Origin of the sequence: Streptomyces sp. NPDC127100, from assembly GCF_042724095.1 — a bacterium.
Classification (GTDB): domain Bacteria; phylum Actinomycetota; class Actinomycetes; order Streptomycetales; family Streptomycetaceae; genus Streptomyces.
On sequence record NZ_JBHXFL010000018.1, the window covers coordinates 76,826 to 100,713 of the forward strand.

Below are 23,888 nucleotides of genomic sequence, written 5' to 3' on the forward strand. Positions count from 1 at the left end.
GTCACGGGACGAGAGCGGCCCCCGCGGCCGCCCGCTCCCCGGCCGGGCGCCTGCGCCGTGCGGCCGAGGTGAGCGACGGCGGCTGCCAGGCGCCGTCGGCCCGGTAGAGGTCGGTGCCGGGCGCCACGATCTCGTCGATCCGGTCCAGGACCGCGTCGTCGAGCAGCAGGTCGGCACCCTTGAGCAGCGCGGTGAGCTGGTCCATCGTGCGCGGCCCGGTGATCACCGAGGTGACGGCGGGGTGGACCAGCACGAAGGCGACGGCCAGCTCCGGCAGCGTGCAGCCCACCTCGTCGGCCAGGGCGACGAACCGCTCGACGGCCGCGAGCTTCGCCTCGTTGCCCGGCACGGCCGGGTCGAAGCGGTGCGGAGTGAGCTTGGCACGGCCCGTGGTGAGGTCGACGGGCCGGCCCGCGCGGTAGGCGCCGGACAGGAACCCCGAAGCGAGAGGTGACCAGGTCAGCACGCCCATGCCGAGGCGCTGCGCGGTCGGCAGCACGGACCGCTCGATGCCGCGCGCGAGCAGCGAGTACGGCGGCTGTTCCGTGCGCAGCCGCATCAGCCCGCGGCGTTCCGCCACGTGGTGGGCCTCGACCAGGTCCTCGGCGGGGAACGTGGAGCAGCCGAACGCCCGGATCTTGCCCGCCCTCACCAGGTCGCTCAGGACCGACAGCGTCTCCTCGATGTCGGTGGTGTGGTCGGGGCGGTGCACCTGGTAGAGGTCGATCCAGTCGGTGCCCAGGCGCCGCAGACTGTCCTCGACCGCCTTGAGGATCCAGCGGCGCGAGTTGCCGCCGCGGTTGCGTCCCTCCTCCAGCGGGAAGTGGACCTTGGTCGCGAGCACGACGTCGTCACGCCGACCCTTGAGGGCCTTGCCGACGATCTCCTCGCTCTCACCGGCCGAGTACATGTCGGCGGTGTCCACGAAGTTGACGCCGGCGTCGAGAGCGGCGTGGATGATGCGTGCGCCGTCCTCGTGGTCGGGGTTGCCCACGGAGCCGAACATCATGGTGCCGAGGCAGTGGGTACTGACCTCGATGCCGGTCGTGCCGAGGACGCGATAGCGCATGCCGGTGCTCCGTTGTCTGGGGGGCGGGACGGGGAGCGTCACTCTAGGACTTCGAGCGCACTCGACGGCAAGCGAACGGACCGGAGGATCAGACGGCCCCCTGGTACGGAACGGGCGGCCGGGGTACCCGGTGCGCGGCCCTCGGACAGCCCCAGGGAGATGAGCGGGCATGGCGTCCGAAATCGCGAAGGTGCCTTCGCACCACGCCACCCTGAACGGCGATCTCGTCGTGCCCACCGGTGCGCGGGGTGTGGTCCTGTTCGCCCATGGCAGCGGAAGCTCGCGGCTCAGTCCCCGCAACCGCGCGGTCGCCGCCGGGCTGCGCGCCGCGGGATTCGGGACGCTGTTGCTGGACCTCCTGACCCGGGACGAGGAGCGCGAGGACATGGCCACGGCCCGGCACCGCTTCGACATCGGCCTGCTGGCACGGCGCCTGGCGGATGCCGTCGACTGGCTGGCCGGGCGCCCGGACACGGCCGGTCTGCCCGTGGGCCTGTTCGGGGCGAGCACCGGAGCGGCGGCCGCCCTGATCGCGGCGGCTGAGCGGCCCGCATCCGTGCGTGCGGTGGTGTCCCGGGGAGGCAGACCGGACCTGGCGGGCGACGCCGTTCCCCTGGTCGCCGCACCGGTCCTGCTCGTCGTCGGGGGCGACGACGAGACGGTCCTCGCGCTCAACCGCGAGGCCGCCCGGCGGCTCGCACCGGTCCACGACATCCACGTCGTCCCCGGCGCCACCCATCTCTTCCCCGAGCCCGGCGCCCTGGAGGAGGTCACCGAAGCGGCCGCCGCCTGGTTCCGCGACCACCTCGGCGAAGGAGCCGACGACGACCGCGCCGGCTGACACCGCGGCGTCCTTCCGACCCACGGGGGGAGAGAGGCAGGCATCAGGTCATGCGCTTCCACGATCGCCGGACAGCCGGCCGGGAACTCGGGCTCCGGCTCATGGAGTGGGCGTCCGAAGGCGAGCTGCCCCGCGTCGTCGTCCTCGCGCTGCCCCGCGGTGGCGTGCCGGTGGCCGCAGAGGTCGCCCGGGCCCTCGGGGCGCCCCTGGACGTGCTCGTGGCACGGAAGATCGGCCTTCCCGGCAGGCCGGAGACGGGCATCGGCGCGGTCGTGGCCGACGACCCGCCCCTGTTCGACCGGCGGACCCTGGTCATGCTGGGCCTGGACGAGGACCGCCTCGTCCGGGACGTGGCCCGCGAGCGCGAGGAACTGAGACGCCGCGCCCTGCTCTATCGGGGCGACCTCTCCACGCCCGACGTCGAGGACCGCACCGTGATCCTGGTCGACGACGGCCTGGCCACCGGCGCCACCGCACGCGCCGCCCTCCGCCACCTGCGGCGGCGCGGACCCGCCCGGCTGGTCCTCGCCGTCCCCGTCGGCGCCCCCGAGGCCGCCGCCGCGATGCGCGAGGAGGCCGACGACGTCGTGTGCCTCCGGCAACCGCCGGATTTCATGGCCGTCGGCTTCTGGTACGACGACTTCGAACAGGTCACCGACGACGAGGTCGTCGAGGTCCTGAACGAGCGCAGGGCGGCCTTGCCCCCCGGCGGGTGAGCGTTCGCCGTACCGGAGTGGCGACCGCGACGGCCCGCATACATCACGGATTGGGTACCGACCCGGAACTATGGCCTCCATCACAGCCAACGCGATCTTGCGCTGGTGAGATCGCCGGGTGCTCGGTTTCCTCATCAGGCTCCTGCCCTTCTGGGTCAGAGAGCCCCTGCTCATCGTGGTCGGATCCGTCTTCGGTGTGCGCATCCTGTATCTCGCCGTCCGCGACGGCGGATGGGCGCCGGCCGCCATCGGCACGGTCTTCCTCGTCTTCACCGCGGTGCGCGTCCACACGGTGGTCCGCGCCCTGCGCGCGCGCCGGAACCCGAATCCCGCGGCCTCCGCCGACGGGGCGGTGCCCGCCGCCGCGCCCCAGCCGGAAGCGGAGCGGCGTCCCGCGCCGCCGGCCGCTCCGGAGAAGGAGCCCAACGCCTGGGGCCAGGCCGCCGCGGCCGTGGCCGTCTTCGGAGCGATCGCGGCCGTGCTCTGGCTGGGCCCGAAGGTGATGCCCTCCGACGACACCACGCCGGAGGCCGCCTCGTGTTCGGCCGGGGAACACGAGGAACTGCCGAGCGCCTACAGGGAGACGCCCCGCGCCGTGACCGGCGAGGAGCTGTGCACGGCGCTCAACCGGTCGGACCTGGCCCAGCTCCTCGGCACGCCCGCGGAGATCGCTACCGTGGCGTCCGGCACCAGCAACACGGCTCCCCTGACCGACGGAAAGGTCGCGCAGCCGGAGGCCGAGGTCCAGTTCGACACGTACACCGTGCACGTCTCGGCCACGTACAACGAGCTGTCGATCGCCCAGTACGTGAAGCTGATGAAGTTCGGGAACGAGGAGAACGTCAGGACGCTCGCGGTCCTCGGGCGGCCCGCGGTCCTCTCCTCGGACCACACCATGAAGCTGGAGATCAACCTGGGGGGCGGCGGGTCCGGCGGACCGGTCGAGGAGGGCCCCCTGGCCAGGACGCTGACGGTGGCCTTCGACGGGAAGGACCGGGGCGGCTACTACGACATCACCGTGTGGAGCACGTCCGGAGCGCTCCCGGACGACAGCGCGCTCCTCGGCATCGCCGAGAAGATCCTCCCGACGCTCCCGGAACGCGCCGTGTGACGAGCCGTGGGGAGGTCACCGGCCCCCTCCCCACGGTTCACCGAATCCGGGGCCGCGCCCGATATCAGAAGACCTGTCACCGGGCGCGCCGTACCCGCGAGAATGACCCGATTACCTCCGCAACGGAGCTATCCGGCCAACATCCCCTCGTTTTCCCTCCCCGGACAACCGGGCGTCGGGCCCGTTCCTCTCACAGCGCGGGCACAGCAACCACGCCTCACAGCGGGCCCCGCGACTGTCCTCACCGACACGACGTGCCGCCCGCCGCCTGTCTCCTTCTCACAGCATCCGGAGGACGAGGGAACGATGACCAGAACGCGCACCACCCGGCTTCGACGTCCGCTGCTCGCCGGCACCACGGCCGTCGCCGCCCTGGCCGTGACGGCCGGGCTCGTGGCCGCCACGTCGGAGCCGGCCAAGGCCGCGACCGGCCCCAGGCTGAGCCTCATCGCCGCGACCAACTCGCTCACGCTCACCTCCTGGAAGGAGGATCCGGGCGTCTACCTCGACCTCGGCACCTACCTGACGGCCGAGGGGACGCCACTGGAACTGAAGGTGACCCGGAAGTCCTACAAGGACCCGGTGACCATCACCCAGACCGTGTACGAGGGCGGCAAGGCCAGGACGAAGACGCTGCCCAAGGGCACCGTGAAGGACTTCTCCGGCCTGCCCGGCTTCGCGGAGATCACGATCACCGACAAGGCGGGCAAGAAGGTCCTCAACCGCACCGAGGACTTCTGCCCGAACAACGCCAGCGGCCGGGTGCGCCCCGACGCGCCCGCCACCTCCAAGTATCCGGAGAGCTGCCCCACCAACCCGTTCACCCTCGGCTCGGTGTGGGGTGTCGAGAAGGGCTGGGCCGCCAACACCTACGCCGGTTCCTACACCGACTCGGTCCGGCTCGCGGCCGGCACGTACACCGCCAGGATCGGGGTCGCCAAGAAGTACCGCGACCTGTTCGGCATCGCCGACAAGCCGGCCACGGTGAAGGTGACCGTGGTGGAGCGCAGCTACGAGGACGAGGAAGGCGCCGCCCGGTCGGCGTCCCCCGCCGCCCGGTCCGCCCAGGCCGGCGAGCACGCCGGACACGGAGCCGCTGCCGAGGCGCCGTCCGGGCACGCGGGCCACGGCCCGGGGCACGCCCCGACGCCGGCCCAGGCCGCCGCGCCGGTGACGAGCGGCGCCGGCCCCTCGTACAACGTGGGTCACGGCCCGCTCAGGGCGGCACCTCCCGCCCTGCCCTGGGCGGCGAAGAAGGAGCAGGCGGCGCGCTCGATGCGCACCGGTGACACAGCCGGACGGACCGACGGCTCGCGCAAGGCGCCGGCGCTCGCGCCCCTGTCGAAGCGTCCCGTCGGCAAGGCCTCGGTGCCGGACGTGCCCAAGCCCGACCTGCGCTCGCTGCCGGCCTACGGCATCGTCATCAGCGACGGCGAGAAGGACATCCCCGGCAAGGACTACCTGGCCTTCAGCGCCAACGTGTGGAACGCCGGCCCGGCACAGCTCGTGGTGGACGGCTTCCGTTCGCCCGGCAAGGCCAAGATGGACGCCTACCAGTACTTCTACGACGCCAAGGGCAAGCAGGTCGGCTACACCCCGACCGGCACCATGGAATGGGACCCGCGCCCGGGCCATGTGCACTGGCACTTCACCGACTTCGCCAGCTACCGGCTGCTGAAGGCGGACAAGAAGGAGGCCGTGCGCAGCGGCAAGGAGGCCTTCTGCCTGGCCAACACCGACGCGATCGACTACACGGTGAAGAACGCCAACTGGCACCCGTTCAACACCGATCTGTCGACCGCCTGCGGCCAGGAGAACTCGATCTCCGTCCGTGAGGTGCTGGACGTCGGCTCCGGCGACACGTACACGCAGGACCTGCCGGGCCAGTCCTTCGACATCACCCAGGTGCCCAACGGCACCTACTACATCCAGGTCCTGGCCAACCCGGCGAAGCGGCTGAAGGAGACCAGCCTCGACAACAACAGCGCGCTCCGGAAAATCGTCCTCGGCGGCAAGCCGGGCAAGCGGACGGTGACCGTGCCGGCGCACGACCTGGTGAACGCGAACTGACCGGACACCGGGCAGCAGACCACTGACGCCGATCACAGGGCCGGCGGCCGCATAACGCGGCCGCCGGCCTCGCCGCGTCCCGGGCGCGTACCGGCGGGGGAGCGGTCGCGTCACGCCTGTCTGCGGTATCCCAGGACCGTCATCATGCCGCTTTCCGAGTGGTACTGGTTGTGGCAGTGCAGCATCCACAGCCCGGGGTTGTCGGCGTCGAAGTCGACCACCAGTTTCCGGTGCGGCAGTACCACCGCGGTGTCCTTGCGGGCACCCACGCCGTCCAGGCCGGTGACGGCGAAGGTGTGCCCGTGCAGGTGCATCGGGTGCCACATGTCGGTGGCGTTGACGAGGGTCAGCCGCACCCGTTCGCCTGCGCGCACCGGGTGGCGCTGCCGCACGGAGTAGGGCTCGTGGTCGAATCCCCAGTCGAACCTCTCCATGCCCCCGGTGATCCGGATGCGCATCTCGCGGTCGGGTTCGCGGTCGCCCAGGGCCACGGAGTCGTCGGGCACGAGGCGGCGGGCGGGGACGGTCCTGCCGTCGAGTTCGTCCGGGTGGACGTCGGCCGGGGGGAGGCGCCCGTTGCCCTTGTCGGTGCGCAGGACGGCGAGGGCCCTGCCCTTCTTGCCCTCGGCCACCGCGACGAGCGGGAAGACGCCGTCCCGGGCGGTGACCAGGACGTCGTACCGCTCCGCCATGCCGACGAGGAGGGCGTCGGTTCCCGTGTGCTTCACCGGATAGCCGTCGGTGTGGGTGACCGTCATCCCGTGGCCGCCCAGGGCGACCCGGAAGGCGGTCTCCGCACCGGCGTTGATGATGCGCAGCCGGACGCGGTCGCCGGGACGGCAGCGGAACACCTCCGGATGACCGGGCAGGCGCCCGTTGACCAGGAAGCAGGGGTGGGCGACGCTGCCGCCCGCGCCGTGCAGCATGCGGCTGTAGGACGTGTGCAGCACGCGCGAGGGTCCCGCGGGTCTCCCGGTCGGCGAGGGGAGTGCCGTCGCCGGCCGGCCGGGGCTCGCGGCGCCGGGGCCCATGGCCATGTGGTCCGTGTCCGCGGGGTCACCGGGCACGAGTTGGTCCAGGACCTCCTCGGGGGTGGAGCCCTCCACACCGTCGAGCCAGTCGTCCAGGACCACGACCCACTCCTTGTCGTAGGCCAGGGGCTCCCGCGGATCGTCGACGACGAGCGGTGCGTACAGGGCCCGGTCGGCCTGCACCCCGACGTGGGAGTGGATCAGGTACGTTCCCGGATACTCGGCGTTGAAGCGGTAGCGGAAGTCGCCCCCGGGGCGGATGGCCGCCTGGGTGAGCCCCGGGACGCCGTCCATGTCGCAGCGCAGCCGCATTCCGTGGCAGTGCAGCGTCGTCCCGGCGGGCAGCCGGTTGGCGAGGGTCAGGTCGAGCACGTCGCCGGCGGTGACACGCACCAGCGGGCCCGGCAGCGCCTCGTCGTACGCCCAGCTCGGGACGGTCCGCCCCCCGATGTCCAGCGTCGCCTCGGACGCGGTGAACCGGTACGCGCGCACCGGCCCGGCCCCGCGTTTCCGCTCGGCCGCGAGGACTTCCGGGTCGGACGGATTGACGTAGCCCGGAGGGCCGGGCGGGACGAACGCCGCCCCGCCGGCACCTCCTCGAGGGCCGGATCCCGGTCCGGAGCCGGAGTTGGTGCAGGCTGCCAGTAGACCCGCGCCGGCAGCGGCGACCGGGGCGCGGAGCAGGGTACGCCGAGAAGGTTCGAACATGTCTGCATGAGACATGCAGAATGATCGCGCAGCCCGTCGGTGCGGCCGAATGCCTGATGCGGCCGGTACGAATTCCACCGGCAGGCGGACGGCCACGGAGGCCCCCGCGCCGCCGGGGCGGTCACCCGCGCGCGTCCTTCCGCGTCCGCGTCACCCGGTCGGCTTCCGTGCGGCGTCACGCCTGCCCGCACGGGCCCGTAGTAAGAAAGGATCATGCACGCGCGCGTGCCGAACGGAGGCATCGTGAAGACAGCACTGCGTATGACCCTGGGCATCGTTCTGGCCGCCGGGGCCGCGTCGGCCACGGCACCGGTCACGGTCGCGTCGGCCGCCGAACCCCTGCGGTACGTCGCGCTCGGCGATTCCTACGCGGCCGCCCCGCTGGTCCCGCCGGTCGACACGGCCGGACCGGCGTGCCTGCGCTCCCTGGCCGACTATCCACGCGTCGCGGCCGCGGCCCTGGACGCGACGCTCACCGACGTCAGCTGCTCCGGAGCCACCGCCGGCCACCTGAGCACACCGCAGCACCCGGGAACGGCACCCCAGTACGACGCGCTGACCCCCGGCACCGACCTCGTCAGCGTCACCATCGGCGGCAACGACACCGACCTGTTCAGCGAAGCGCTGCACTGCGTCAACGTCCTGCCCCCGCCCCACGGCACCAGCTGCGCGGAGCGCAACACCGCCGGCGGAACCGACAGGACCAGGGCCCGCATCGACGCCTGGGCACCGGTCTTCGCCGCGGTCCTGGACGACATCACCCGGCGGGCACCGCACGCCAGGATCTTCGTCGTCGGTTACGGCAACTACCTCCGCCCCGACGGCTGCTTCCCCTCCCAGCCCTACTGGAAGCAGGACGCCAACCACCTTCAGGGCGCGATCAACCACCTCGGCGCCGTACTGAGGCGGACGGCCGAGGAGCACGGCGCCGTCTTCGTCGACACCTTCGAACCGAGCGCCGGACACGACATCTGCGCCGCCCCCGCCGACCGCTACTTCGAAGGTGTGGTCCCCACCCGCCCGGCCGCGCCCCTGCATCCCAACGCGGCGGGGGCCCGGGCCATCGGCAACGCCCTCGCCGCGGCCGTCCGCGAGACGTCGGCGCCGCCCGGCGGCGGACGGTGAGAGGCGGTGCCGTCCGCCGTCCGCGCCTGACCGGGGAGACTCACGCGAGCCCGCCACCGTGGCCCCTGGGGGAGCGGCGCCCACGGTGGTGGGCCGCGGCATAGAATCCGGTCTCATGCCGAAGCCTGACGAGCTGATCATTGACATCGCCGCCCTCGTGGAGTCCGGGCGGAGCAGTCAGATGTCCCTGACCGTGGTCACCGGCGGCGCCGTCGTCACCGGTCGCCTGGCTCCCGAAGCCGTATGGCGGCAGAGGGTGTCGGAAGTGCTGACGGACTCCGCCCAACTGAGCGACTTCTCCGCCGTCTTCGACGCGCCCGTGCGGAGGGACGGGCCGCCCACCCATCTGCACTTCCACGTGGCCCGGATCCTGCAGGGCACGGTGGGCATCCCGGAGACGGGCGGGATGTACCGCGTCGCGATCGAGGACGTCAGTGCCTGGACCGTGGGGGACTTCAGCTACTCCGACGGCTGAGCCGCGGCCACGCGCCGGCCGGGGCCGCCCCGGCCGGCGTCGCGGACCCGGGCGCGCGTGGCGTCCCGGCGAGCACTGGTGATTCCACCGATGGCAACCGCTGTGCCTCCCAGGACTCTGGGTCGGGTCAAGCCACCCCGACCAGCATCCAGGAGGGCTTCATGCGTCGCCGTTCCCCACGCCGGCTTCTCGGCCTGCTCGCGGCCGCCACCGTCGCGTTCAGCCTGTTCTCACCGGCCACGGCGGCCGGCGCGGCGGCCGCCGCCGCCCGGCCGGCCGCCACGGCCGTCCAGCCGCTGTCGACCAGCACCCCGGTGGTCTTCGTCCACGGATACACCGGCAACGCCTCCAACTGGGTCACCGCCATGAGCGTCTTCCGGCTCAACGGCTGGTCCAGCTCCCACCTCTTCGCCTACGAGTACAACTCCTACGGCGACAACGTCACCAACGCCCGCGGTCTCGCCTCGTTCGTCGACAACGTCAAGGCGCGGACCGGCGCGAGCAAGGTGGCCATCGTCAACCACTCGATGGGCGGCCTCGTCAGCCAGTACTACCTGAAGGTGCTGGGCGGCAACACCAGCGTCAGCCACCTCGCCTCGATCGCCGGCGCGAACCACGGCACCACCTACGCCGGCGCCTGTCTGATCTACACGACGTGCCGGCAGATGTACCCGGGCTCCTCGTTCATCTCCCAGATCACCGCGGGCGACGAGACACCGGGCTCGACCAGGTACGCCACCTGGTACTCGGCGTGCGACGGCATCATCATCCCGTACACCAGCACCCGGCTGAGCGGCGCGACGAACAACAACGTGGTCTGCCAGACCCACATCGGCTACCTGGCGGACACGGTGGTGCTCGGCGAAATCGCCCGCTTCGTCGCATCCTGACCCCGGCGCGGACGGACGGCACGGTCCGCCCGGCCCGCGGCGACGGCCGTCCGTGTGTCGCCCCGGGCCTCGGAGAGGCGACGGGCGGCCTCCTCCGCGGTGCAGTGCGCGAGCAGCATGACGATGGCCGTCTTGGCGTGCCCCTGCGCCGCCCGCAGCGCCTCGGCGGCGGCTTCCGGGCCGGCGCCGGTCGCCTGGACGACCATGCGGCGGGCCCGGTCGACGAGCTTGTCGTTGCTGGCCCGCACGTCGACCATGAGGTTGCCGTAGACCTTGCCCAGACGCACCATCGACGCGGTCGAGAGCATGTTGCAGACCATCTTCTCCGCCGTACCGGCCTTGAGCCGCGTCGACCCCGTGACGACCTCGGGACCCGTGGGCACCTCGATCGGGAAGTCGGCGTAGCGGCTCACCACGGCGTCCGCGTTGCAGGCGACCGACACGGTGACGGCGCCCCTGGCGGCGGCGTGCTTCAGCCCGCCGACCACGTAGGGGGTACGGCCGCTCGCGGCGAGGCCGACGACCGTGTCCCGTTCGTCCACGCCGACCCCGTCCAGGTCGGCGACGGCCCGCGCGGGCTCGTCCTCGGCCCCCTCGACCGCGACGGCGAAGGCGCCCGGGCCGCCGGAGAGCAGCCCCACGACCTGCTCGGGGGAGGTGCCGAAGGTCGGGGGGCACTCCACGGCGTCGAGCAGACCGATCCGGCCGCTGGTGCCGGCGCCGAGATAGATCAGCCGTCCGCCCAGGCGCAGCGACCGGGTGACCGCCTCGACCGCCGCCGCGATCTCCGGGAGGGCCTCGCGTACCGCCAGGGCGACGCTCCGGTCCTCGGCGTTCATGACGGCGAGCAGTTCGGTGACCGGCATGCGGTCCAGGTCGGTGGTCCGCTCGTTGCGGGTCTCGGTGCCGAGCGTGCTGAGGTCCACGGCGCGGTCGTCCTTTCGGTGCTGGGGCTCGAGGTCGGGAACGGGGGCGCGGTCAGTCGCCGGGGGAGCGGCGCTGCTGGGGGCGCCCGCGGCGCTGGACGGCTCCGTAGGTCTTCTCGAGGGCCGCGGTGGTGGCGTCGAAGGACCGCTGCGCGACTCCGACGAACAGGCAGTCGATGAGGGCCAGTTGCGCGATACGGCTGGCGGTCGCGCCGGAGCGGAAGGGGGTCTCCCGGGCGCACGTGGCCAGGACGAGGTCCGCGCTCGCGGCGAGGGAGGAGCGGGGTGCGTTGGTGAGGGCGATCGTCGTCGCGCCGCGCTCGGCGGCCACCTGGAGTGGCTCCACGGTGTCCTCGGTCTCCCCGGAGTGCGAGATGGCCAGGGCGACGTCACCCGGCCCGAGCAGGGCGGTGGCGGTGAGTGCGGCGTGCCGGTCGGTCCACACGAAGGCCGTGCGGCCGATGCGGTGCAGCTTCTGGTGCAGGTCCTGACCGACGAAGGCGCTGGCGCCGACGCCGAAGACGTCGATGCGCCGGGCGCCCGCCACGGCGTCCACGGCGCGGCCCAGCACCTCGACGTCCAGCCCCGCTCCGGTGTCCTCCAGGGCGTGCATCTCGTTGTAGACGATCTTCCGGACGATCTCGTCCAGGGTGTCGGTGGCGCTTATGTCGGTGCCCGGGGCCGGGCGGTCGCCCCCGCGCGCGTCCTCCCGGGCCGCGGCCGCGGCCAGCGCGAGCCGCAGCTGCGGGTAGTTGGCGATGCCTATGGCCCGGCAGAAGCGCATCACCGTCGCCACCGACGTGTCGGCCCGCTTGCCGAGCGCGCTGATGGACAGCTCCGACGCCTGTGCCGGATCGGCCAGCACGGCCTCCGCCACCCGCCGTTCCGAGGGCGCCAGGGACGGCAGTGCGGCCCGGATGCCCGCCAGGGTTCCGGCCGGGGACACGTCCTCGGCGGGGCGGTCCGTCGCGCGACGTCGTTCCTGGTGGGCCATGGGCCGTTCCCTCCTGGGTTGGTGGCCGACACAGTAACCACACCCCCGCGGGACGTCAAAAAGTTACGCAGGAAATCAATCCGCGGTACTTATTGACATGCGGATGTCGGCGTTCCGATACTCGCTGGACCGTGATCCGCAACCGCCACCGGCCTCCCGGGCCGCACGGTGACGGACCGACGCGACGGATCCCCGGACACGAAGGCGTGCCGTATGACATCAGCAGTGGCGGTGGACCTGGGCAAGACCGGTTGCCGAGCGGTGCTGTGGGAGGACACCGGCCCCGTCCACGAGACCCATGACGTGCCCGGCGCCCCCGGGCTCGCCACCCGTGACGGAGTGACCGCGGCCCGGGCCGCCGTATGCGCCGCCGTGCTGCCGCTGCTCGAACGGCGGCCCGCGCTCCGGCCCGTGGCCCTCTGCGTGGGCGCGGCAGGAGCCGCATCCGCACCGGAGGCCGCCCGGGCGCTCGCCGGGCAGCTCCTGGCGGACCTGCCCGTGCCCGAGGTCGCCGTCACCAGCGACGCCGTCACCGGCCACGCCGGCGCCCTCGGCGGGCACCCCGGCGTGGTGCTGGCGATCGGTACGGGCTCCGTCGCCGTAGGCATCGGCGCGGACGGAACCTTCGCCCGCGTGGACGGCTGGGGCCCGTGGCTCGGTGACGAGGGCAGCGGTGCCTGGATCGGCGCCGCCGGACTGCGGGCCGCACTGCGCGCCCACGACGGGCGCGGACCGGCCACCGCGCTGCTGGACGCCGCCGTGGAGCGGTTCGGCGCCCCGGACCGGCTGCCCGTCGCCCTCGACCGGGACGGCAACCCGGCGCGCACCGCCGCGTCCTTCGCGCCGGAGGTCGCGCGCGCCGCGGCCGCGGGGGACGGCGCCGCCGCCGGCATCGTGCGCCGGGCCGCCGCCGCACTGACCGGGACGGTCCTCACCGCGGCCCGCCGGACCGGCGGCACCCACGGTCTGCCCGTCGCCCTGACCGGCGGACTCACCGGCCTCGGCGACGTGCTCCTCGGCCCGCTGCGGGCGTCCCTCGCCGACGCCCCGGTGCCCCTGCTGCCCCGGGCCCCGCTCGGGGACCCGCTGGACGGGGCACGCCTGCTGGCACTGAACCCCTCGGCTCCCCACGAGCCCCACGTCGTCCGTGCCGGGCGGTCGACGGCACCCCCCACCGTCCCCACCCGGCCGGCGACGCCGCCGGCCGTTGCTTAGGAGTGAGCGTGCGTCAACTCGACCTCGTGGTGATCGTCGTCTACCTCGTGGCGATCGCCTGGATCGGCCTGCGACTGGCCGGCCGGCAGAAGACCTCCAAGGACTACTTCGTCGGTGAAGGGCACATGCCGTGGTGGACCGTGGCCTTCTCCGTGGTGGCCACCGAGACCAGCGTGCTCACCGTCATCAGCGTGCCCGGCGGCGCGTACAGCGGTCAGGCCTTCGGCAACGTCGAGCTCGCCCTCGGCTACGTCATCGGCCGCGTCGTCGTGGCCGCCGTGCTGATCCCCCTGTACAAGCGCGGCGGATTCGTCAGCGCCTACCAGTACCTGGGCAGCCGCTTCGGGCTGAAGCTGCAGGGGCTCGCCTCGGTGACGTTCGTCTTCACCCGGCTCCTCGCCGAGGGCGTACGGCTGTTCGCCTCCGCCATCCCGATCAAGCTGCTGCTCGACGAGTTCGGCGTGCACACGAGCTACCGCGTCATCATCATCGCCGTCACCGCGGTCACCGTGCTCTACACCTACCTCGGCGGCATCAAGGCGGTCATCTGGACCGACACCATCCAGATGGTCCTGTACGTGGGTGGCGCCCTCCTCGCCATCGGCGTCCTGTCCGCCCACGTCGGCGGCGACGGCTTCTCCCAGGCCCTGCACGCGGGCAAGTTCCAGCTGTTCGACACCGACTTCGACCCGGCGCACATCCTCACCAGCCCGTTCGCCCTGCCGACCGCGATCATCGGCGGCGCCATCTTCGCCATGGCCAGCCACGGCTCCGACCAGCTGATGGTCCAGCGCGTGCTGTCCACCCGCTCGCTGCGCGACGGCCAGAAGGCCATGATCGCCTCGGGTGTCTTCGTCACCGTCCAGTTCGCCGCGTTCTCCCTCGTCGGGGCACTCCTGTGGTCCTACAACGAGGGCCGCGGCATCGAGGAACTCGGCCTGAGCAGCACCGACAACCTCTACCCGCAGTTCATCCTGCACGGGCTGCCCGTGGTGATCTCCGGACTGCTCGTCGCCGGCATCCTCGGCGCCGCGATGGGCTCCCTGTCCTCCGCCCTGAACTCCATGTCCAACTCGACGGTCGCCGACATCATCCACAGCTTCTTCCGCACCACACCGTCCGAGGACTTCCTGCTCCGGATCGCCCGTGTGATGACCCTCGTGTGGGCGGTGCTGATGGCCGTCTTCGCCTGCGCCTTCAGCACCAGCACCGGCAACGTCTACCTCACCGGCCTCACCATCGCCGGCTACACCTACGGCGCGTTGCTGGGCGCGTTCCTGCTCGGCCGCCTCGTCCGGCGGGCCAACGAGACCGACTCCGTCGTGGCGTTCCTCGTGACCATCGCCGTCATGACGTACCTCGTGCGCGGGGTGAAGATCGACGTCACCGTCGCGGGCGCCACCGTGCCCACGGGCATCGCCGCGCAGTGGCTGGTGCCGATCGGCGTCCTGGTCACCCTGGCCGTCGGCGCCCTGATGAGCCTCTTCCACGGCGCCCCGAAGGCCGCCGAAGGCGTCGAGGGCACCGATCCGGACCGCACCGGGACGGTCGCCGTCCGGAAGTGAGGGTGCGCCCGCACCGCCGCGCCGGGGCCCGACAGGGCCCCGGCCCCGTACCCTGCCGAGACCATCCCTGGAGCAGCCATGCCGCAGCCACAGCAGACCCCGGCCCCGGGCCGCACCACGCGCCGGGAGGCGTCGTGCGCGTGATCGGCCTGATGTCGGGCACCTCCTACGACGCCATCGAGGCCGCCGCCGCGGACCTCACCCTGGACGGCGACACCCTGCGCCTGCGTCACCTGGGACACCTCTCCGTCCCCTACCCGGCCGAGCTGCGGGGCCTGATCTCCGCCACCCTGCCGCCGGCCACCACGACCACGCAGGCCGTGTGCGCCCTGGACACCGGCGTGGGGCAGGCCTTCGCCGAAGCCGCCGGGCGCGCCCTCGGGGAACTGTGCGACGGCGCCGCCGACCTGGTCGTCTCGCACGGCCAGACCATGCACCACTGGGTCGAGGACGGCACCGTTCGCGGCACGCTGCAACTCGGCCAGCCGGCCTGGATCGCCGAGGCCACCGGACTCCCGGTCGTCTCCGACCTGCGCAGCCGGGACGTCGCCGCGGGCGGTCAGGGTGCCCCGCTGGTCGGCATGACCGACACCATGCTGCTGCGCGCGCTGCCCGGCACACCCGCGGCCCTCAACCTCGGCGGCATCGCCAACATCACCGTCGTCGCGCCCGGCGCCGAGCCGCTCGCCTTCGACACCGGCCCCGCCAACGCCCTGCTGGACGCGGCCGTACGGCACTGCACGGACGGCGCCGCCGCCTACGACGAGGACGGCCGCCGCGCCGCAGCCGGCCGCACCAGCCCCGCACTGCTGCGCGCCCTGCTGGACGACCCGTACTACGCGAGGCCCGCCCCGAAGAGCACCGGCAAGGAGCACTTCCACCTGCCCTACCTGCGACGGGCCCTGGAGCAGGCGCCCACTCCCGAGGCCGACGACGTCCTCGCCACCCTGACCCGGCTCACCGCCGTCACCGTCGCCGGTGCCTGCCGCGACCACCGGGTCACCGAACTCGTCGTCTCCGGCGGCGGCACCCGCAACCCCGTGCTCATGCGCATGCTCGCCGACGAGCTGTCAGGTGTGCCACTGCGCCCCAGTGACGCCCTGGGGATGCCCTCCGACGCCAAGGAGGCCCTGGCCTTCGCCGTCCTCGGCTTCCTCACCGTCCACGGCCTGCCCGGCACCCTCCCCTCGGGCACCGGCGCCCGCCGGGCCACCCTCCTGGGCAGCATCACCCCCGGACGGTCCCCGCTGCGCCTGCCCGAACCCGCCGAACGGGCGCCACGCCTGCTGCGGATCACCGATCCGGACCGCCCCGCCCGCTGACCAGCCCACCGAGGAGCCATGCCCACCACCGCCGCCCCACCCTCCGCCGCCGGGCACCCCTCCGACCTGGCCGCACTGCTGGCCGGCTGCGTCGGCGACCCGGCCCGCGTGACGGCAGACCTGCCCCGCCGCGTCGCGTCCGCCCACGACGCCTCGCCCTACCTGTTCACGCCCCGGGCCGTCGTGCGCGCCGCGACCGCCGCCGAGGTGGGCGCGCTGATGGCCGGGGCACGCGCCGCGGGACTGCCCCTGACCCTGCGGTCGGGAGGCACCAGCCTGTCCGGGCAGGCGGGCGGCGACGGCGTCCTCGTGGACGTACGCAGCCACTGGCGCTCCGCCGAAGTCCTGGACGACGGTCTGCGCATCAGGCTGCAACCCGGACTGACGGTACGTCAGGCCAACGCGCGGCTCACCCGGTACGGGCGCCGGCTCGGCCCGGACCCCGCGAGCGAGTCGGCCTGCACCATCGGCGGGCTGGTCGCCAACAACTCCAGCGGCATGAACTGCGGCACCCGGGACAACGCCTACCAAACCATGGAGTCCCTGCAGTTCGTCCTGCCCTCCGGCACCGTCGTCGACACCGCGGCCGCCGACGCGGACCAGGCCCTGCGCGCCCGCGAACCCGCGCTGCACGCCGGGCTCCTGCGCCTGCGCGACCGGGTACGCGACTCACCGGCCTCCCGCGCCACGGTCGAGCGGCTCTTCTCCCTGAAGAACACCATGGGCTACGGCCTCAACGCGTTCCTCGACCACACCGCACCGGCCGACATCCTCGCCCACCTGATGATCGGCAGCGAAGGCACCCTCGGCTTCGTCGGGGAGGCCGTCTTCCGCACGGTGCCCCTGCTGCCGCACGCCGCTACCGGCCTGCTGGTGCTGCCGGGCCTCGCCGAGGCCACCGACGCACTGCCCGCGCTGCTGGCCGCCGGCGTCCGCACCGCCGAACTCCTCGACGCCGCCTCCCTGCGCGTGGCGCAGCGCTCCCCGGATCCGGTGGACGCCCTGCGCGGGCTGCGCGTGGAGCGGCACGCGGCACTGCTGGTGGAGTTCGCCGAGGACAGCGCCGCGCTGCTCCAGGAGCGGACGGCGGCCGCGCGGACGGTGCTGGACCGGCTGCCCGCCGTCGGACCCACCACCCTCGTACGCGACCCCGCGGTCCGGGCCCGGCTCTGGCACCTGCGCAAGGGCCTCTACACCGCCGTCGCCGGAGCGCGCCGCCCCGGAACCACCGCGCTGCTGGAGGACATCGCCGTCCCCATGGAACGGCTGACCCGCACCTGCGAGGGCCTGACCGGCCTCTTCGACCGGCACGGCTACCAGGACGCGGTGATCTTCGGCCACGCCCGCGACGGCAACCTCCACTTCATGCTGACGCAGGACTTCGACACCCCCGCGGAGACCGAGCGCTACGCCCGCTTCACCGACGCCATGGTCGACCTCGTCCTCGACGCCGACGGCACCCTGAAGGCCGAGCACGGCACCGGACGGGCCATGGCACCCTTCGTCCGCCGCCAGTACGGCGACGAACTGTACGACGTCATGCGGGAACTGAAACGGCTGTGCGACCCGCACGGGGTACTCAGCCCCGGCGTGCTCCTCGAGGACGACCCCGCCGCCCACCTGCGCAACCTCAAGAGCGTTCCGGAGGTCGATCCGGCCGTCGACGCCTGCGTCGAGTGCGGCTACTGCGAACCGGTCTGCCCCACGGCGGACGCGACCACCACGCCCCGGCAGCGCATCGTTCTCCAGCGCGAGATCGCCCTGGCCGCCGCCGACGGGGACGAGGAGCGCCGGCGTGCCCTGGAAGCCGACTACGGCTACGCCGCCGTCGACAGCTGCGCCGCCGACAGCCTCTGCGTCACCGCCTGCCCGGTCGCCATCGACACCGGGGCCGTCATGAAGCGCCTGCGCGGTGAGCGCCACGGCGCCCTGTCCCGGCGTACCGGGAACGCCGTCGCCCGGCGGTGGGGGAGTGCCGTCAACGGAGTACGGCTGGCGCTGAACACCGCCCACGCCGCGCCCGCGTCCGCCGTGCGCGCCGCCACCGGCGCCGCCCGCCGGCTCGGGGCGGCGGAACTGGTGCCCGCCTGGACCGGCGACATCCCCCGCGGCGGTCCGGCCCGCCCCGCCCCCCGACACCCCGCCGAGGCGCGGGCGGTGTTCTTCGCCGCCTGCATCGGCAGCGTCTTCGCCCCGGAGGCGGCCCCCGACGGCGCGGGCGGTTCGGCGGCGGCCTTCCTGCGGCTGTGCGACCGGGCCGGGGTCCCCGTCGCCGTGCCGCAGGGGCTGGCGGACCTGTGCTGCGGCACGCCCTGGCAGTCCAAGGGGTACACCGCCGGGCACCGCACGATGGCCGCCCGCACCCTGGAGGTCCTGTGGCAGGCCACCGGCCGCGGCCGGCTCCCGGTGGTCTGCGACGCCTCCTCGTGCACCCACGGTCTGTCCCAACTCGCGGACGCACTGGGCGAGTCCGAGCGTGCCCGCTTCGCGTCCCTGCGCTTCGTCGACAGCGTCGTCTTCACCGCCGAGCACCTGCTTCCCGCACTGCCCGCACCCCGCCGGATCGGGAGCCTCGCCCTGCATCCGACCTGCTCCACCGTGCACCTGGGCATCGACGACGCCCTGCGCACCGTGGCCGCCGCCGTCAGCGACGAGGTCACCGTGCCCGACTCCTGGGGCTGTTGCGCGTTCGCCGGTGACCGAGGTCTGCTGCACCCGGAGATCACGGCCGCCGCGACCGCGGCCCAGGCGGCCGAGATCAACGGGCGCGGCCACGACGCCTACGCGTCCTGCAACCGCACCTGCGAGATGGGGATGACCCGCGCCACCGGGCGTCCCTATCGGCACGTGCTCGAGATCCTCGACGCGGCGACCTCGTGAACGGCCCGGGGACACGCGCGTGCCCGTCGGGCGTCGTCGCGCGTGTCCCGCCCCGCACGGCCGGGGCTCAGCAGCCGCCGCAGTTGTAGTAGGTGACGTCCCAGTGGTTGCCCTCGTCGGCGTAGACGTTGCCGGAGCCGGACCGCCACTGCGCGGCGCCGTCGCCCCGCAGGCCGATGTAGGTGAAGGTGTTCTTGATGTAGGAGCCGACGCAGGTGTACTTGCTGAAGTCCAGCTTGTAGCCGTTCCAGTGCGAGTAGGTGCCGGAGGCATGTCCGGTCTCGGTCCCGCCCGTGATGTTCAGCGCGCACCCGCTGGCCCGCTTGAGGGTCTGGGCACCCTGGGCGGTGGTCAGGTTGAGCTGGTCGAAGGACGTACAGGTCGAGTTGTTGCGGTTGGAGCAGTTGCCGGAGGACGACCAGGTGATCCCGACGTCGCGGAACATCGACGTCGCGGTGGCGTGACTGATCTTGGTCACGGCGAACGCGTCACCGGCGCTGCCGACGACGACGGCGCCGGGCGCGGCCACGAGGGCGAGAGCCGTGACGACCGACCGGATGCGTGTGCCTCTCGTGCGCGGTGTTCTCCTCGCCGCCGCGGGAGTACGGGTGGGGACCGTCGGAGACTTCATGAAGGAACCTCCATGCAGAGCGTCATGCTGCCTGTGGGGTGGTTGAGCACGCGGTGCACGACGATGGTGCCCGAGGTCTACGCGCGTACGCCAGAGGGCGTCGTGGTCCAGCAGAATGACCTCATGGCTCCGACCTCCCGCACCCGTGCCCGCCCCGGCGGCGATCCGGTCCGCGCACGGCTTGCGGCGGCGGTGGCCGCGGCGTTGACCGTCGGTGCCGGGACGGGGCTCCGGGCGGTGTCGGAGGGAGCGGTGGCCAAGTACGGCGGTGACGCCCTCTACACCCTGCTCGTCTTCACCCTCGTCGTCCTGGTCGCGCCGCGGGTGACACCGTGGAAGGCCGGCGGGATCGCCCTGGCCGTGAGTTGGGGCGTCGAGTTCCTCCAGCTCACCGACCTGCCGGCGGCGCTCTCCCGGCAGAGCACGCCGGCCCGCCTGGTCCTCGGTTCCACCTTCAACGCACCGGACCTGCTCTGGTACGCGGTCGGAGCGGCGGCCGGATGCCTCGTCACGGCCCGGATACGCGGTGCCGGGCCCGCGACGGGGCCGGCGTCAAGCCGTCGCCTCTGAGCTCATGGCTCCACCGGCGTGGGTGCCGGGCCCGGGCCTCGCGACGAACTCGCGTGCGGATGCGTGGTGTTCTCTGCGAGCATGCGTCTCTGTGGAGATCAACGACTTCGTCGTCCGCCGTGCGGCCGACTCCGACGCCGCCGCGGTGGCCGACGTCTGGCTGCGTTCCTTCGCGGCGGCACTTCCCGGCGTGCGCCGGGCCCATTCGGACGACCGGGTCCGGTCCTGGTTCCGGGAGGTGGTCGTGCCCGAGCAGGAGACATGGGTGGCGACGGTGGACGACTCGGTGGTCGCGATGATGGTGCTGGACGGCGAGGAGCTGGACCAGCTCTATCTCGATCCGCCCTGGCGGGGCCGGGGCATCGGCGACCGCCTCGTGGACCTGGCGAAGCGGCGTCGGCCGGCGGGGCTGGTGCTGTGGACGTTCCAGGTCAACGGGCCGGCGCGTCGCTTCTACGAGAGGCACGGCTTCGTCGCCGCCGAGTGCACCGACGGCCGGCGCAACGAGGAACGGGAGCCGGACGTCCGGTACGTGTGGTGCCCCGGGAAGCGGATGCCCTGAGGGACGCCGAGCCGCCCGGGCGAGCGGTCGCGGGTCACAGCCAGCCCGAGCGCTGGGCCTGCAGGCCCATCTGGAAGCGGTTCGCGGCGCCGAGCCGGGTCATCAGGATCTGGAGGCGGCGGAACAACGTGCGGCGGCTGATACCCAGTTCGCGGGCGATCACCTCGTCCGTCGCCCCGCCGGCCAGCAGGCGCAGCAGACGGCGGTCGGCCGGCGGGAGCCCGGCGGGGCGGGCCGTGCGGCCGTGGACGGGCAGGGCGCTGTGCCAGGCCTGCTCGAACAGGGCCGTCAGCGCGGACAGCAGGCCGCAGGGCTGCACCACCAGCATGGTGTTGTGCACGTCCGCTTCCTTGATCGACAACGACACCAGCGCGTACGCCTCGTCGATGATCAGGAGCTTCACCGGCACCGACGGCAGGACTCTGGCCTCCTCGCCCGCCTCGATGCAGGGTTCGACCACGTTCTTCAGATGGCCGGGGTACTCCAGCGACTCCCGCGAGTAGACGACGCGCTGCTTCACCCCGCGCGCCAGCGTGGCCAGCGCGTCGTCGGTCACCGTGGCCAGGGGCACGTACGGAGGGGACTCGAACTGGCGGATCTGCTCACGGGCGCTCGCCCACGCATGACGCATCCGCGGAGCGATGTCCTCCCCGGTGACGACCTCGACGAGGTTGTCGTTGTAGGCGGCGAGCCGGCGGCGCCGGAACGACTCGAACGCGCCCCCGACCGCGATCCGGGACTCCTCCAGCTCGGCCGCCCGGTGCCGGGCGAGGATCTCCAGGCCCGCCGCGGGCGGCACCGGGGCCACCACGTCCCCGTCCCCGGCCGAGGCACTGGCCAGGCCGGCGTCCACCAGTCCGCCGTACGCCGCGGCGAGGTCCGCCCCGCCCAGCCCGGCCGCCGCGCCCACCGCGTCCAGCGGAGCGGGGGCCACCTCCAGCAGGGCCAGGTAGACCCGGCACGTCGTGTCGTCGAGCCCCATCATCCGCAGCGCATCGCCGAGTCTCGCGTTCGTCATGGGGCGATTATCCGTGCCCACGGCCCTTCCGTGGCCGATCAGTGCCACTGGCACGCCCGGGCACCGACGGCCGCCGCGGGCCGGTACCGTCCGGATGCCGCCCCTCGGCCGAGGGGGGGTGACGAACCTCGTGGCAGCCCCATGGACGCCCAACGGAAGGTGCATGACGTGGCGAACCGTCGGAAGAACAGCCTCTACCCGGTCATCTCCGCGGAGTTGTCCGCCCTGATGCGGACGGGCTGGGCGGACACGGAACGGCACGACCTCCAGCCGGCCGAGCAGGCCCCGCACGCGGCCCGGCGCCGTGCCGCGCTCTCCGCGCGGTTCCCCGGCGAACGCCTCGTGATCCCCTCGGGCAACCTCAAGGTCCGCTCGAACGACGACACCTACCCCTTCCGGCCGTACACCGGCTACGTGCACATGACCGGCGACCAGGTGCGGGACGGCGCACTCGTCCTCGAACCCCGGGCGGACGGCGGCCACGACGCCTACTGCTACCAGTTGCCGCGCGACAGCAGGGAGGACGACGAGTTCTGGACCGGCGCCCACGCCGAGCTGTGGACCGGCCGGCGCCGCTCGCTCGCCGAGTCGGAGCGCGTCCTCGGCCTGCCGTGCCGCGACGTCCGCACCGCCGCCGCCGGCCTGGCCGCCGCCTCCGGCCCGCGGACCCGGATCGTCCGGGGGATCGACCCCACCCTCGAGGCCGCCGTCACCACCGACGAGGAGCGGGACGCCGAACTGGAGGACGCGCTCGGCGACCTCCGCCTCGTCAAGGACGCCTGGGAGATCGGGGAGCTGCGCAAGGCGGTGGACTCCACCGTGCGCGGCTTCACCGACGTGGTCGGGGAACTCTCCCGGGCGATCGCCTCGTCGGAGCGCTGGATCGAGGGCACCTTCTTCCGCCGCGCGCGCCTCGAGGGCAACGCGGTCGGCTACGGATCCATCTGCGCCGCGGGCGAACACGCCACGATCATGCACTGGACGGACAACGACGGCCCGGTCCGCCCGGGAGACCTGCTGCTGCTCGACGCCGGCGTGGAGACGCACTCCCTCTACACCGCCGACGTCACCCGCACACTGCCGATCAGCGGCACGTTCACGCCCCGGCAGCGCGAGATCTACGACGCGGTGTACGAGGCCCAGGAAGCCGGCATGGCGGCGGTCGAGCCGGGCGCCCCCTACCGCGGCTTCCACGAGGCGGCCCAGCGCCACCTGACGGCACGGCTCGTCGAGTGGGGCTTCATCGAGGGCCCCGTCGACCGGGCCTACGAGCTCGGACTGCAACGCCGCTTCACCATGGCCGGCACCGGTCACATGCTGGGCCTGGACGTCCACGACTGCGCGCGGGCCCGCACGGAGGACTACGTGGACGGCGTGCTGGAGCCCGGCATGTGCCTGACCGTCGAACCGGGCCTGTACTTCCAGGCGGACGACCTGACGGTGCCCGAGGACTGGCGAGGCATCGGCGTCCGGATCGAGGACGACCTCGTCGTCACCGACGACGGCCACGAGAACCTGTCGGCGGGCCTGCCGCGCTCCGCGGACGAGATCGAGGCGTGGATGGCACGCCTCGCCGGCTGACCACCGGCGCCCGCGGCGGCGGCCGAGGTCGGCGAGCCTGCCGGTCCCGCGGCGCGGGACCACTGCGGGGGGTCCCGTACTCGGGTGCGCTCCGGACCCTTGACAGGCGGCTCGGTACGCCCGGCGGACGCCGGTGAGTAGCGGCGGGCGCACGTGCTGAGTACCCGTACTCAGGACCGGCCGCCGGGCGTCGGCGAAGGTGGGAGACCTGTCCACCTACGCTGGGAGACCTCGTGCACAGGAACAGCAGGACCGGCCGGCCCACCGACCGTGCACGGCGCGGCGTCGTCCGCGTCGCGGCCGCCGCCGCTCTCGGGTGCGCCTCGGCGGCTCTGGCGCTCACCGGATGCTCACTGGAGTACCGGGAGGCCGTATGCAGCGACGGCGAGTACCCGGTCACCTCGGTCGGCGGCACCGGCTCCGCGTGCGCCCCGGACGGCGAGCGGCCGCCCCAGGGCTACACGCGCTACCCCGAGGGCAAGGTGCCGAAGCACGTGGACGACAAGTGGGACGTGTACTGGCGCACCCACATGATCGACGAGAGCGGCGCCGTCGTGGACGCCCCCGAGGGCGGCTGAGCCCGCGTTC

General features: G+C 73.2%; 21 protein-coding genes. 15 read left to right on the forward strand and 6 right to left on the reverse strand.

Annotation, left to right across the window (positions count from 1 at the left end; genetic code table 11):
* Position 1: 1 nt before the first annotated feature.
* Complete coding sequence (locus ACFWJB_RS18635) at positions 2–1,069, reverse strand: aldo/keto reductase (protein WP_386923393.1); 1,068 nt, start codon at positions 1,067–1,069, stop codon at positions 2–4.
* Between the two features lie 169 nt (positions 1,070–1,238).
* Here ACFWJB_RS18635 and ACFWJB_RS18640 point away from each other — a divergent pair, with 169 nt between their 5' ends.
* The 4 genes from ACFWJB_RS18640 (at position 1,239) to ACFWJB_RS18655 (ending at position 5,807) form a co-directional block, all read left to right on the forward strand.
* Positions 1,239–1,910 carry a dienelactone hydrolase family protein gene (locus ACFWJB_RS18640; RefSeq protein WP_386923395.1) on the forward strand — a complete coding sequence of 224 codons (672 nt, stop codon included), beginning with the start codon at positions 1,239–1,241 and terminating at the stop codon, positions 1,908–1,910.
* Between the two features lie 50 nt (positions 1,911–1,960).
* A complete protein-coding gene (locus ACFWJB_RS18645; RefSeq protein ID WP_386923397.1) occupies positions 1,961–2,626 on the forward strand; it encodes a phosphoribosyltransferase in 666 nt (221 codons plus the stop codon).
* Positions 2,627–2,744: 118 nt separating this feature from the next.
* On the forward strand, positions 2,745–3,737 hold the full coding sequence (locus ACFWJB_RS18650; RefSeq protein ID WP_385471507.1) for a DUF6215 domain-containing protein: 993 nt from the start codon (positions 2,745–2,747) through the stop codon (positions 3,735–3,737).
* A 306-nt stretch (positions 3,738–4,043) separates the two neighbouring features.
* Positions 4,044–5,807, forward strand: coding sequence for a lysyl oxidase family protein (locus tag ACFWJB_RS18655; RefSeq protein ID WP_386923399.1), 1,764 nt, complete (start codon positions 4,044–4,046; stop codon positions 5,805–5,807).
* A 110-nt stretch (positions 5,808–5,917) separates the two neighbouring features.
* Here the strand turns inward: ACFWJB_RS18655 and ACFWJB_RS18660 are convergent, their stop codons facing one another.
* On the reverse strand, positions 5,918–7,546 hold the full coding sequence (locus ACFWJB_RS18660) for a multicopper oxidase family protein (protein WP_386923401.1): 1,629 nt from the start codon (positions 7,544–7,546) through the stop codon (positions 5,918–5,920).
* A 243-nt stretch (positions 7,547–7,789) separates the two neighbouring features.
* Between ACFWJB_RS18660 and ACFWJB_RS18665 the strand changes: the two genes are divergently transcribed.
* The 3 genes from ACFWJB_RS18665 to ACFWJB_RS18675 all read left to right on the forward strand — a co-directional run bounded on the left by ACFWJB_RS18665 (position 7,790) and on the right by ACFWJB_RS18675 (position 10,036).
* Positions 7,790–8,671, forward strand: coding sequence for an SGNH/GDSL hydrolase family protein (locus ACFWJB_RS18665; protein ID WP_385471516.1), 882 nt, complete (start codon positions 7,790–7,792; stop codon positions 8,669–8,671).
* 115 nt (positions 8,672–8,786) lie between these two features.
* Positions 8,787–9,146: a hypothetical protein gene (locus tag ACFWJB_RS18670; RefSeq protein WP_385471519.1), complete on the forward strand. Its 360-nt coding sequence runs from the start codon at positions 8,787–8,789 to the stop codon at positions 9,144–9,146.
* 161 nt (positions 9,147–9,307) lie between these two features.
* Positions 9,308–10,036: an esterase/lipase family protein gene (locus tag ACFWJB_RS18675; RefSeq protein WP_386923403.1), complete on the forward strand. Its 729-nt coding sequence runs from the start codon at positions 9,308–9,310 to the stop codon at positions 10,034–10,036.
* Here ACFWJB_RS18675 and murQ read toward each other — a convergent pair.
* Both murQ and ACFWJB_RS18685 read right to left on the reverse strand, forming a co-directional pair.
* The gene (gene murQ, locus ACFWJB_RS18680) at positions 9,982–10,962 is read right to left on the reverse strand and encodes an N-acetylmuramic acid 6-phosphate etherase (protein WP_386923405.1); all 981 of its coding nucleotides are present in this window, start codon (positions 10,960–10,962) and stop codon (positions 9,982–9,984) included. The two genes, ACFWJB_RS18675 and murQ, sit on opposite strands and share 55 nt — an antisense overlap.
* A 52-nt stretch (positions 10,963–11,014) precedes the next feature.
* On the reverse strand, positions 11,015–11,956 hold the full coding sequence (locus ACFWJB_RS18685; RefSeq protein ID WP_386923407.1) for a MurR/RpiR family transcriptional regulator: 942 nt from the start codon (positions 11,954–11,956) through the stop codon (positions 11,015–11,017).
* A gap of 213 nt (positions 11,957–12,169) precedes the next feature.
* Between ACFWJB_RS18685 and ACFWJB_RS18690 the strand changes: the two genes are divergently transcribed.
* The 4 genes from ACFWJB_RS18690 to ACFWJB_RS18705 all read left to right on the forward strand — a co-directional run bounded on the left by ACFWJB_RS18690 (position 12,170) and on the right by ACFWJB_RS18705 (position 18,938).
* Positions 12,170–13,171, forward strand: a complete 1,002-nt coding sequence (locus ACFWJB_RS18690; protein ID WP_385470982.1) for an N-acetylglucosamine kinase — start codon at positions 12,170–12,172, stop codon at positions 13,169–13,171.
* An 8-nt stretch (positions 13,172–13,179) separates the two neighbouring features.
* Positions 13,180–14,736, forward strand: coding sequence for a sodium:solute symporter (locus tag ACFWJB_RS18695; RefSeq protein ID WP_386923409.1), 1,557 nt, complete (start codon positions 13,180–13,182; stop codon positions 14,734–14,736).
* Positions 14,737–14,870: 134 nt separating this feature from the next.
* Positions 14,871–16,058 (forward strand): anhydro-N-acetylmuramic acid kinase, encoded by a 1,188-nt coding sequence (locus ACFWJB_RS18700; protein ID WP_386923411.1) that lies wholly within the window; start codon positions 14,871–14,873, stop codon positions 16,056–16,058.
* 18 nt (positions 16,059–16,076) lie between these two features.
* The gene (locus ACFWJB_RS18705; RefSeq protein WP_386923413.1) at positions 16,077–18,938 is read left to right on the forward strand and encodes an FAD-binding and (Fe-S)-binding domain-containing protein; all 2,862 of its coding nucleotides are present in this window, start codon (positions 16,077–16,079) and stop codon (positions 18,936–18,938) included.
* A 67-nt stretch (positions 18,939–19,005) separates the two neighbouring features.
* Here ACFWJB_RS18705 and ACFWJB_RS18710 read toward each other — a convergent pair whose 3' ends face one another.
* Complete coding sequence (locus tag ACFWJB_RS18710) at positions 19,006–19,569, reverse strand: hypothetical protein (RefSeq protein ID WP_385470974.1); 564 nt, start codon at positions 19,567–19,569, stop codon at positions 19,006–19,008.
* Between the two features lie 123 nt (positions 19,570–19,692).
* On the opposite strand from ACFWJB_RS18710, the gene ACFWJB_RS18715 reads away from it, so the two are divergent.
* Both ACFWJB_RS18715 and ACFWJB_RS18720 read left to right on the forward strand, forming a co-directional pair.
* Complete coding sequence (locus ACFWJB_RS18715; protein WP_386923415.1) at positions 19,693–20,139, forward strand: DUF2809 domain-containing protein; 447 nt, start codon at positions 19,693–19,695, stop codon at positions 20,137–20,139.
* A gap of 91 nt (positions 20,140–20,230) precedes the next feature.
* Positions 20,231–20,701 (forward strand): GNAT family N-acetyltransferase, encoded by a 471-nt coding sequence (locus tag ACFWJB_RS18720; protein WP_386923417.1) that lies wholly within the window; start codon positions 20,231–20,233, stop codon positions 20,699–20,701.
* Between the two features lie 34 nt (positions 20,702–20,735).
* Here ACFWJB_RS18720 and ACFWJB_RS18725 read toward each other — a convergent pair whose 3' ends face one another.
* The gene (locus ACFWJB_RS18725) at positions 20,736–21,719 is read right to left on the reverse strand and encodes a LuxR family transcriptional regulator (protein WP_385470968.1); all 984 of its coding nucleotides are present in this window, start codon (positions 21,717–21,719) and stop codon (positions 20,736–20,738) included.
* Positions 21,720–21,887: 168 nt separating this feature from the next.
* On the opposite strand from ACFWJB_RS18725, the gene ACFWJB_RS18730 reads away from it, so the two are divergent.
* Both ACFWJB_RS18730 and ACFWJB_RS18735 read left to right on the forward strand, forming a co-directional pair.
* The gene (locus tag ACFWJB_RS18730; protein ID WP_385470966.1) at positions 21,888–23,300 is read left to right on the forward strand and encodes an aminopeptidase P family protein; all 1,413 of its coding nucleotides are present in this window, start codon (positions 21,888–21,890) and stop codon (positions 23,298–23,300) included.
* Between the two features lie 233 nt (positions 23,301–23,533).
* Positions 23,534–23,878: an SCO0607 family lipoprotein gene (locus ACFWJB_RS18735; RefSeq protein ID WP_385470964.1), complete on the forward strand. Its 345-nt coding sequence runs from the start codon at positions 23,534–23,536 to the stop codon at positions 23,876–23,878.
* Positions 23,879–23,888: the final 10 nt, after the last annotated feature.